At 62.7% G+C, this 10,300-nt stretch carries 10 protein-coding genes; 9 read left to right on the forward strand and 1 reads right to left on the reverse strand.

The window, feature by feature from the left end; all coding sequences use genetic code 11:
* Positions 1 to 40 precede the first annotated feature (40 nt).
* The 9 genes from I5W_RS06215 (at position 41) to I5W_RS06250 (ending at position 9,371) form a co-directional block, all read left to right on the forward strand.
* Positions 41 to 1,603 carry a formate dehydrogenase beta subunit gene (locus I5W_RS06215; protein WP_044528591.1) on the forward strand — a complete coding sequence of 521 codons (1,563 nt, stop codon included), beginning with the start codon at positions 41 to 43 and terminating at the stop codon, positions 1,601 to 1,603.
* Between the two features lie 30 nt (positions 1,604 to 1,633).
* A complete protein-coding gene (fdhF, locus tag I5W_RS06220) occupies positions 1,634 to 4,531 on the forward strand; it encodes a formate dehydrogenase subunit alpha (protein ID WP_044528586.1) in 2,898 nt (965 codons plus the stop codon).
* 77 nt (positions 4,532 to 4,608) lie between these two features.
* A complete protein-coding gene (gene fdhD, locus I5W_RS06225; protein ID WP_044528587.1) occupies positions 4,609 to 5,463 on the forward strand; it encodes a formate dehydrogenase accessory sulfurtransferase FdhD in 855 nt (284 codons plus the stop codon).
* A gap of 78 nt (positions 5,464 to 5,541) precedes the next feature.
* Positions 5,542 to 5,769, forward strand: a complete 228-nt coding sequence (locus I5W_RS06230; protein WP_044528588.1) for a formate dehydrogenase subunit delta — start codon at positions 5,542 to 5,544, stop codon at positions 5,767 to 5,769.
* A 25-nt stretch (positions 5,770 to 5,794) separates the two neighbouring features.
* A complete protein-coding gene (locus I5W_RS31080; protein WP_148289043.1) occupies positions 5,795 to 6,046 on the forward strand; it encodes a hypothetical protein in 252 nt (83 codons plus the stop codon).
* A gap of 52 nt (positions 6,047 to 6,098) precedes the next feature.
* A complete protein-coding gene (locus tag I5W_RS06235) occupies positions 6,099 to 7,025 on the forward strand; it encodes a LysR family transcriptional regulator (protein ID WP_017454098.1) in 927 nt (308 codons plus the stop codon).
* A gap of 109 nt (positions 7,026 to 7,134) precedes the next feature.
* On the forward strand, positions 7,135 to 8,064 hold the full coding sequence (locus tag I5W_RS06240) for an NADP-dependent oxidoreductase (protein WP_044528589.1): 930 nt from the start codon (positions 7,135 to 7,137) through the stop codon (positions 8,062 to 8,064).
* 107 nt (positions 8,065 to 8,171) lie between these two features.
* Complete coding sequence (locus I5W_RS06245) at positions 8,172 to 8,495, forward strand: antibiotic biosynthesis monooxygenase family protein (protein ID WP_017454100.1); 324 nt, start codon at positions 8,172 to 8,174, stop codon at positions 8,493 to 8,495.
* Positions 8,496 to 8,531: 36 nt separating this feature from the next.
* Positions 8,532 to 9,371, forward strand: a complete 840-nt coding sequence (locus I5W_RS06250; protein WP_044528590.1) for an isocitrate lyase/PEP mutase family protein — start codon at positions 8,532 to 8,534, stop codon at positions 9,369 to 9,371.
* Positions 9,372 to 9,470: 99 nt separating this feature from the next.
* Here the strand turns inward: I5W_RS06250 and I5W_RS06255 are convergent.
* A partial coding sequence (locus I5W_RS06255) for an alpha/beta fold hydrolase (RefSeq protein ID WP_085946768.1) occupies positions 9,471 to 10,300 on the reverse strand: 830 nt, incomplete at its 5' end.

Genomic DNA, 10,300 nt, shown 5'->3' on the forward strand with positions numbered 1-10,300 from the left:
CGATAATTCAGCGCCTGATCCAGGCCAAGCGGGAGGCATGATGAGCACCCAGGATATCGTCACCATTTACGTGCCGCGCGACTCCACCGCACTGGCCTTGGGCGCCAACCAAGTGGCCGAGGCCATTCGCGCCGAGGCGGACCAACGCGGCCAGAGCATCAAGCTGGTGCGCAATGGCTCGCGCGGCATGTTCTGGCTGGAGCCGCTGGTGGAAGTGGCCACCGCGGCCGGACGCGTGGCCTATGGGCCGGTGGCAGCCGAGGATGTGGGCAGCCTCTTCGATGCCGGGTTGCTCGCGGGAGGCCAGCACAGGCTGCACCTGGGCCTGACCGAAGAGATCCCCTTCCTCAAGAATCAGGAGCGCCTGACCTTCGCCCGGGTGGGCATCATCGATCCGCTGTCGCTGGAGGATTACCTGGCCTATGAAGGTTATGTCGGCCTCAAGAATGCCCTGGCCAAGACCCCGGAAGCCATCGTCGAGGAGATGATCGCCTCCGGCCTGCGCGGTCGGGGCGGTGCCGCCTTCCCCACCGGCATCAAGTGGCAGACCGTGTTGCGCGCGCCGGCCACGCAGAAGTACGTGGTCTGCAATGCCGATGAGGGCGACTCCGGCACCTTCTCGGATCGCATGATCATGGAAGACGATCCCTTCACCCTGATCGAGGGCATGACCATTGCGGCCCTGGCCGTGGGCGCTACCGCAGGCTATGTCTATGTGCGCTCCGAATATCCGCACTCGATTGCGACGATGAACGAAGCCATCGCCATCGCCACCGCGCGCGGCTACCTGGGCCACAACATCCTCGGCTCCGGCAAGTCCTTCCACCTGGAAGTACGCAAGGGCGCCGGCGCCTACATCTGCGGCGAAGAAACCGCCATGCTGGAGAGCCTGGAAGGCAAGCGCGGCGTGGTGCGCGCCAAGCCGCCGTTGCCGGCGCTGGAGGGTTTGTTCGGCAAGCCCACCGTGATCAACAACCTGATCTCGCTGGCTTCGGTGCCGGTGATCCTGGCGCGGGGGGCGGAGTTCTACAAGAACTATGGCGTGGGCCGCTCGCATGGCACGCTGCCATTCCAGTTGGCCGGCAACATCAAGCAGGGCGGCCTGGTGGAAAAGGCTTTCGGTCTGACGCTACGCCAGTTGCTGGAAGACTTCGGCGGCGGCAGTGCCAGTGGTCGTCCGCTGCGTGCGGTGCAGATGGGTGGGCCGCTGGGCGCTTATCTCCCCCCCTCGCAATTCGATACGCCGCTCGATTATGAAGCTTTCTCCGCGATAGGCGCCATGATCGGACATGGCGGGCTGGTCGCTTTTGACGATAGTGTCGATATGGTCAAGCAAGCCCGCTATGCCATGCAATTCTGTGCAGTCGAGTCCTGCGGCAAGTGCACACCTTGCCGCATCGGTTCCACCCGTGGCGTGGAAGTGATCGACAAGATCATCGCCAACCAGGATCGCGGGCAGCAAGTGCATCTGCTCAAGAGCCTGTGCGACACCATGCTCAACGGTTCGCTCTGTGCCATGGGCGGCATGACGCCGTTCCCGGTGCTCTCGGCGCTGAACCATTTCCCGGAAGACTTCGGCGCGCCCAGCCAACAGGCGGCCTGACCCCATTACCGAATGCAGAGGAGTTGCAACATGAACCAGCTCAATGAAACGGATTACGGCACCCCCGCACGTGCCTCGGAACAGATGGTCACGCTGGAGATCGACGGCGTGCAGGTGACGGTGCCGGCCGGCACCTCGGTGATGCGCGCCTCGGTCGAGGCCGGTATCAACGTGCCCAAGCTGTGCGCCACCGATAGCCTGGAACCCTTCGGTTCCTGCCGCCTGTGCCTGGTGGAAATCGAAAAGGATGGTCGCAGGATGAAGGGCTATCCAGCCTCCTGCACCACGCCCTGCGAACCCGGCATGAAGGTGCAGACGCAAACGCCCAAGCTGGCCGAGATCCGCCGCGGCGTGATGGAGCTCTACATCTCCGACCATCCGCTGGATTGCCTGACCTGTCCCACCAACGGCAACTGCGAACTGCAGGACATGGCCGGCGTGGTCGGCCTGCGTGAAGTGCGCTATGGCTACGAGGGGGAGAACCACACCAAGATGAAGAAGGATGAATCCAATCCCTACTTCACCTATGACCCTTCCAAGTGCATCGTCTGNCACCGCTGCGTGCGCGCCTGCGAAGAAACCCAAGGCACCTTTGCACTGACCATCAACGGGCGCGGTTTCGAATCGCGGGTCTCGGCCGGGCAGATGGAAGCCTTCATGGAATCCGAATGCGTCTCCTGCGGCGCCTGCGTCGAGGCTTGCCCGACCGCCACCTTGACCGAGAAGACCGTCATCATGCTGGGCCAGGCCGAGCACAGCAAGGTCACCACCTGCGCCTATTGCGGCGTGGGCTGCTCCTTCAAGGCCGAGATGAAGGGCAATGAAGTGGTACGCATGGTGCCGTACAAGGATGGCAAGGCCAACCAGGGCCACTCCTGTGTCAAGGGCCGTTTCGCCTGGGGCTATGCGACCCACAAGGACCGCATCTTGAACCCCATGATCCGCAAGAGCATCAACGACCCATGGCGCGAAGTGTCGTGGGAAGAAGCGCTGTCCTATGCGGCCAGCGAGTTCCGCCGCATCCAGGCCAAGCATGGTAAGGATTCCATCGGCGGCATCACCTCTTCGCGTTGTACCAATGAAGAGACCTACCTGGTGCAGAAGCTGGTGCGCGCCGCCTTCGGTAACAACAACGTCGATACCTGCGCGCGGGTGTGCCATTCGCCCACCGGCTATGGCTTGAAGCAGACCCTGGGCGAGTCGGCGGGCACCCAGACCTTTGAATCGGTGATGCATTCCGACGTCATCCTCATCATGGGTGCCAACCCGGCTTCCGGCCACCCGGTCTTTGCCTCGCAGATCAAGCGCCGCGTGCGCCAGGGCGCCAAGCTGATCGTGATCGACCCGCGCACCACCGAGATGGTCAAGTCGCCGCACATCCAGGCCGACTATCACCTCAAGCTGCGCCCCGGTACCAATACCGCCATCATCACCGCGCTGGCGCATGTGATTCTCTCCGAGGGCTTGCAGGATGAGGCCTACATCCAGGAACGCTGCGATCTGCAGTCCTACCAGGACTGGAAGGAATTCGTCCTGCGTGCCGACAATTCGCCTGAAGCCATGGCGGCCATTACCGGCGTGCCGGCCGAGACCATCCGTGGCGCCGCACGGCTGTATGCCACCGGCGGCAATGCCGCGATCTACTACGGCCTGGGCGTGACCGAACATGCGCAGGGGTCGACCACCGTGATGGGCATCGCCAACCTGGCCATGTGCACCGGCAACGTCGGTCGTGAAGGCGTGGGTGTGAACCCGCTGCGGGGCCAGAACAATGTGCAGGGTTCCTGCGACATGGGTTCCTTCCCGCATGAGCTGCCGGGTTATCGCCACATCTCGGACTCCACCGTGCGCGGTCAGTTCGAACAGGCCTGGGGCGTGACGCTCAATCCTGAGCCGGGCCTGCGCATTCCCAACATGTTCGATGCCGCGCTCGATGGCAGCTTCAAGGGTCTGTATTGCGAAGGTGAAGATATCGTCCAGTCCGACCCCAATACCCAGCATGTGGCGGCGGCCTTGCAAGCCATGGAATGCATCGTGGTGCAGGATCTGTTCCTCAACGAAACCGCCAAGTATGCGCACGTCTTCCTGCCCGGTTCGTCCTTCCTGGAAAAGGATGGCACCTTCACCAATGCCGAGCGCCGCATCTCGCGCGTGCGCAAGGTGATGCCGCCCAAGGCCGGCAAGTCCGACTGGGAAGTCACGGTAGCCCTGGCCGAAGCGCTGGGTTATCCGATGCCGTACAATCACCCCTCGGAGATCATGGATGAAATCGCCGCCCTGACCCCCAGCTTCCACGGCGTGAGCTACGACAAGCTGGAAAAACTCGGCAGCATCCAGTGGCCGTGCAACGAAGCCGCACCGGAAGGCACGCCCATCATGCACGTAGGCAGCTTTATCCGGGGCAAGGGCAAGTTCATCAACACGCAGTACTTCGCCACCGACGAGAAGGTGACCCAGCGTTACCCGCTGATTCTGACCACCGGCCGCATTCTGTCGCAGTACAACGTGGGCGCGCAGACGCGCCGCACCGAGAACTCGCAATGGCATAGCGAAGACCGGCTGGAAATCCACCCGCACGATGCCGAGGACCGTGGCATTCGCGAGGGCGACTGGGTCGGGGTGGAATCGCGCGCCGGCCAGACCGTATTGCGCGCCACCGTTACCGAGAACGTGCAACCGGGCGTGGTCTATACCACCTTCCACTTCCCGGAATCGGGCGCCAACGTGATCACCACCGACAACTCCGACTGGGCCACCAACTGCCCCGAGTACAAGGTGACGGCGGTGCAGGTGATGCCGGTGACCCAGCCTTCCGAATGGCAGCAGCATTACGAGCGCTTCAACCGCGAGCAACTGGAATTGCTCAAGGGCGAAAAGCAGGGTGACAAGCAGATCGACAAACAGGCCGAACCACTGGTCACCAAGTAACGGCGCAGCGCAGGCCGGTGCGCGCTGCCCAGGAGTTTTTTTGCAGACACGAGCCCGGCCAAGCCGCGCAGGACAGCATGAATACACGCAACAGCAATACCCGCAACAGCGGCCCCACCATCGATGAAGCCAGCGGCGACTACGCCACCTTTGCCCATGTGCAGGTGGATCGTTGGCGCGATGGCCAGCGCGAGACGGTGGACGATGTGGTGGCCGAGGAAGTGCCGATCGCGCTGGAATACAACGGCATCTCGCACGCCGTGATGATGGCCACGCCCACCGACCTGGAAGATTTCGCGCTGGGTTTTTCGCTCACCGAAGGCATCCTGGCCGCGCCCGGCGAATTGTATGAATGCGAGATCCTGCCCGGCTGTGAAGGTGTGCAGGTGCAGATGCGCATTGCCACCGAACGCTTCGTGGCGTTGAAGGAAAAGCGCCGCAACCTCACCGGGCGCACCGGTTGCGGCCTGTGTGGCGCCGAGACGCTGGAGCAGGCGGTGCGGCATCCGCAGGCGGTGGCGGCCGGCGCGCTCTTTACGGTGCAGCAGGTGCACGCGGCATTTGAACAGATGCAGTCGCGCCAGCAGTTGCAGCAGGTGACCGGCGCCACCCATGCAGCGGCGTGGATGGATGCCGAGGGACGCATCGTGCTGGTACGTGAAGATGTCGGTCGCCACAATGCGCTGGACAAGCTCATTGGTGCACTGGCGCAAGAGGGCGCCGACTTTTCGCAGGGCGCGGCCATCATCACCAGCCGCGCCAGTTATGAGATGGTGCAGAAGGCGGCCACGGTAGGCATCGGCTTTATCGCTGCCGTCTCGGCCCCGACTGCACTGGCGATCCGGCTGGCCGAGGAGACCGATGTGACCTTGCTGGGCTTCGTGCGCAAGCAGGGGCATGTGGTGTATGCGCGGCCACAGCGTTTGCGGTGAAATGCAGGATTGGCAGGACTGGCAAGCTTGACAGGCTTGGATCAAACAGTTGATGAACAGAGCAGGAGGAGAGCACGCATGAATACCGAACACCTGGTCAAGATGGCCAACCAGATTGGCAATTTCTTTTCCACCATGCCGGATCGCGACCAGGCCATCGCCGACCTGGCCACGCACCTCAAACGCTTCTGGGAGCCGCGGATGCGCAAGGCGTTTCTGGCGCACGTCGAGCAGACCCAAGGAGAGGGCGTGGATGCCATCGTGCTGGAGGCGGTGAGCCGGCATTTGCAGCAGTTGGCGGTGTAGCGCTGCGGCGTTCTTGTGATTGCTGATGAAACCGCTCGGCTTGCTGGGCGGTTTTTTTGTGGGCGGTGCGTTCGGTCAATCGCTATTTGAATATGCCCGAAAGGCGCGCCATGGCTTCGCGGAAGTCTTGCTTCATGGTAGGTCCATCCAGAAAAATGATGACACCGCAGACAGTGCGCCGTTATCCTTTGCGCAATCGGTGCTGGCGCCAAGCGCTTGTCGATCAGCAGGTCAGAGGGAGAACGCAGCGCTTGCCACAGCCTGCGTCCTGGGATGAACAATAGACCCTGGGCAAATCCAGGGTCAAATGATTGTCTGGAATGTCGCGCATGAAGCAAATGAATATCGGTGCAGTCGACCTGAACCTGCTCAAGACCTTCATCGTCATCTGGGAATTGCGCAGCCTCACCGCGGCTGCCGATCGCCTGCACCTGACCCAGCCCGCCGTGAGCCACGCGCTGCGCCGTCTGCGCGAGATGTTCGATGATCCCTTGTTCGTGCGCAGCACCAGCGCCATGGTGCCGACCGAAACCGCGATCCGCCTGCATGAGCCGATTGCGCGTGCGCTGGGCATCATCCACGAAGCCCTGCATACCCACGCCAGCTTCGACCCGACCACCGCCACGCGCACCTTCCACCTGGTGATGTCGGACATGTCCTGTAGCCACGTCCTGCCGATGCTCATGGAAGAGCTGGCCCATGCCGCCCCGCATGTCTCCCTCGAAGTGCAGCAGATGGCCATGGAAAACCTGGGCGCGGCCATGCGCAATGGCGACATCGACCTGGCCTTCGGCTACCTGCCGGGTTTGCCCGAGGATTGTCAGAGCCAGTTGGTGCTCTACGACGATTACATCTGCATGTTGCGCCGTGCGCATCCGCTGGCAGGACAGCCGTTGACCATGGAAAACCTGCTGCAGTTGCGCTACGTCTACGCCAATACCAATACCACCGGCCACCAACTGGCCGAGGACGTGCTGCGCAATGCGGGCGTGAAGCGTGACTTCGCGCTGCGAATGCCGCACTTCACGGTGGCGCCGCAGATCGTGCGGCATACCGACCTGGCGCTGTTCCTGCCGCGCAGCATCGCCGAGCGTCATAACCTCGATGAGGCCTTCGTGTTGCTGGACTTGCCGCTGGAGATGCCGCGCATTCCGGTGAGCATCTATACGCATACGCGCTTTTCGGCTGACTCGGGCATACAGTGGCTGCGCAGTTTGTTGATCGAGATGTTCGGGCGTGAAGAAAGCGAGGATTGAGGCGGCAATGAGCGTTATCGATCCTTGATATAAGAAGTATGGATTTGACCCATCCCGCAGCCTGCACGCACACTGCAGGCTGTGTTTTTTCCACGCTTCGGATACTGCCGTGCGCGCCATTGCCTATCACCGTTACGGACCACCCTCCGTGCTGGAAGTCAGCGAGCTCGATGAGCTTCCCTTGTTGCCTGGTCATGTGCGTGTGGCCATGCACGCAGCCGGCGTGGCGCCGGTCGATACCAAGTTGCGCGCCGGCCTCTTGCAGCATCTGGTACCGCTCACCCTGCCCAAGGTGCCTGGGCGCGATGGCGCCGGCGTGGTCACGGCGGTCGCTGCCGACGTGCAGCGGCTGCAGGCGGGGGATGCGGTTTGCGTCATGCCTGCCATGCTGGGACGCGGTACCACGCTGGCCGAGGCGGTACTGCCGCAGCAACAGGTGGTGCGCAAGCCCGATAGCTTATCCATGCAGCAAGCCGCAGCCCTGTTGCAGCCAGGGGCCAGCGCCTGGATTGCGCTGATGCGCACGGCACCCATCGCCGCCGGGATGAAGGTTTTCATCCATGCCGGTTCGGGAGCCGTGGGCAGTCTCATGGTGCAATTGGCGGCCCATCTGGGGGCCGAAGTGACGGCCACCTGCCGCAGTGCCAACCTCGACTATGTGGCTGCTCTGGGCGCAGCGCGAGTGATTGCCTATGATCGTGAGGATGTCTTCGGCGTGCGGGATCAGGATGTGGTGATCGACCTGGTGGGTGGCACCACCCATGAACGTTCCTACGCTTTGCTCAGGCGTGGCGGCCATCTGGTCTGGTTGGTCGCCGCACCGATCCGGGAGCGCGGTGCGGAGTTTGGCGTGACCGTCACGCGTGCGCTGATCGAGGACAACCAGACCGTGCTGGAACAGGTGGTGGAGCTGGCGCAACGTGGTGTGTGGCGTCCGGCGCTCAGTGGGGTGTTGCCGATGCAGGAAATCGCGCTTGCCCATCAGATGCTGGAGGCGGGTGCCGTCACCCGCGGTCGGCTGGTGCTCGATATCGGTTGAGCCCGGCGTGCGCCCTGCTGGGGAAACGGGCACAATGGCGCTCTGCGGTGGCCGCAGCAGAACTCAGCAAGCGGCTGCCATCCTTCCCACGATTCTGGAGCCAGAGCATGAGCATTGCCGCCACCGGTGACGTCCCCTATTACGCCGTCATCTTCACCTCCTTGCGTACTGAAGGCGATCATGGCTATGGTCAGATGTCTGACATGATGGTAGAGGCGGCGTCGCGCCAGCCAGGCTTTCTGGGTATCGAATCGGCGCGGGAAGGGGTTGGTATCACTGTCTGCTATTGGGAGAGCCTGGAAGCCATCGCTGCCTGGAAGCGCGACACCGATCACCTGATGGCCCAGCGCCTGGGGCGCGAGCAGTGGTACCAGGCCTACAAGACCCGCATCTGCAAGGTCGAGCGGGATTACGCCTTCATCCGGGATTAATCCAACATCGAGAACCTGATAAAGCAAGGAGTTCCCATGTCCAGCTCCAGTATCGCCCAGCGGCGCGCCGCGTTCCGTCACCTTCATCAAAGCGGGTGCTTTGTCTTGCCCAACCCTTGGGATGTGGGCAGCGCCAAGATGCTTGCCAGCATGGGATTCAAATGCCTGGCTACCACCAGCTCGGGATACGCATGGTCTACCGGTCGGCCAGAGGGGGAGGTATCTCGCGATCAAACCATCGCGCATCTTCGTCAAATGGTCGATGCGACCGAGCTGCCGATCAACGCCGATTTCGAAAGTGGATTTGGTGCGACCTTGGAAGAGGTGACAGAAAGCGTGCGGATGGCTATCGATACCGGCGTCGCCGGCCTGTCGATAGAAGACTCCACAGGAAGCGCTGTGCTGCCCTTGAGGAGCATCGCCGAGTCAGTAGAGCGCATTCGTGCGGCCAAGCTGGCCATTGCCGAATCGGGTGAAGATGTCCTGCTCATTGGACGTGCCGAGAATTTCTTTGTCGGGCAGCCCGATCTCGATGATACCTTGCGCCGTCTGAAAGCCTACGCCGAGGCCGGGGCGGATTGTCTATATGCCCCCGGCATCAAGACTGCCGAGCAGATCAAGGCAGTGGTGGCAGCCGTCGCGCCCAAGCCGGTGAATGTTCTGATCGGCTGGCCATCGGAGCTGACGCTGCAGGACCTGGAGCGTCTGGGAGTGCGACGTGTCAGTCTGGGCGGCGCACTGGCGCGTGCGGCGTGGGGATGCGCGCAACGCGCTGCGCGCACGATCTTGAACGATGGAAATTTCAGCGGATTGGCCGGAGCCCCCTCTGGCTTGGAGCTCAATACGCTTTTTGGACAACAAGATCCACGCGAGTAAAAAGACCAAATCGGAAAACCTTCCCCGTGGTCTGCCGACGGAAGTCAGAACATTGCAGCGCTACGTTTTTGGAGCAATGACGTGGTTTCGTTTGCGACTTTATCTCCTGGCCGCGTCGCCGTCCGTGCAGGCTATTGGCCACACCCGCTGCAAGAAATCCAGCACCGCCTGCGCAAACGGCCCAGGGATCTGGTCGGGCATGGGCACCATGCCTTCTTCCAACGTCTCTAGCTGGCTGCCGGCAATGAGTTGGGCGATGCGTTCGGCATAGGGCGCGGCGTGCGGATCGCGACCGGCGCGCAGGACCAGCGTGGGTGAGCACACCAGGCCGATGCGCGCCTCCATCACGTAATTGCGTACCACCACGTGGCCATGCGCAGCCATGGGGCCGGCCTTGAGCGCATCGATCATCAAGCGCGTGAGCAGCTCGGTGTCGCCCGCGGGATAGTAGGGCTGGCGGCGCTGCCATAGCTCTTGCAGGTGGCTGCCATCGGTGCGCCACACCACCTCATCGATGTTGCGCTTGCCGGCGTGGGCGCTGCGGCGTGCCTGGTCATTGAAGGGGCAGGAGGACAGGACCAGCGCCGCCACCCGCTCGGGGGCGGCTGCCGCCAGTTCCATGGCGGTGACCGCGCCAGTATGGTGGCCTACCACGGCGGCTTGCCCGAGTTGAAGCTGGTCCATCACTTCCAGCACCAATTGCGCCCAGCGCTCGATGCTGTGCGCTGGCAGCGGCAAGGTGCAGGAATCCCCAAAGCCAACGGTATCGATGGCAATCGCCCGGTATGCTTGCCCCAGCAGCGGCAGCACGTCGCGGTATTCATCCCAGGAGCGCGGCGTCTGGTGCAGCAGCAGTATCGGCCGACCGTGCCCCATGCTGGCCACGTGCAGCGCTCCGGCACTGGTCTGGATGAAATGGCGGTGAACTG

Source organism: Herbaspirillum sp. B65, assembly GCF_000333555.1.
GTDB lineage: Bacteria > Pseudomonadota > Gammaproteobacteria > Burkholderiales > Burkholderiaceae_D > Herbaspirillum > Herbaspirillum rubrisubalbicans.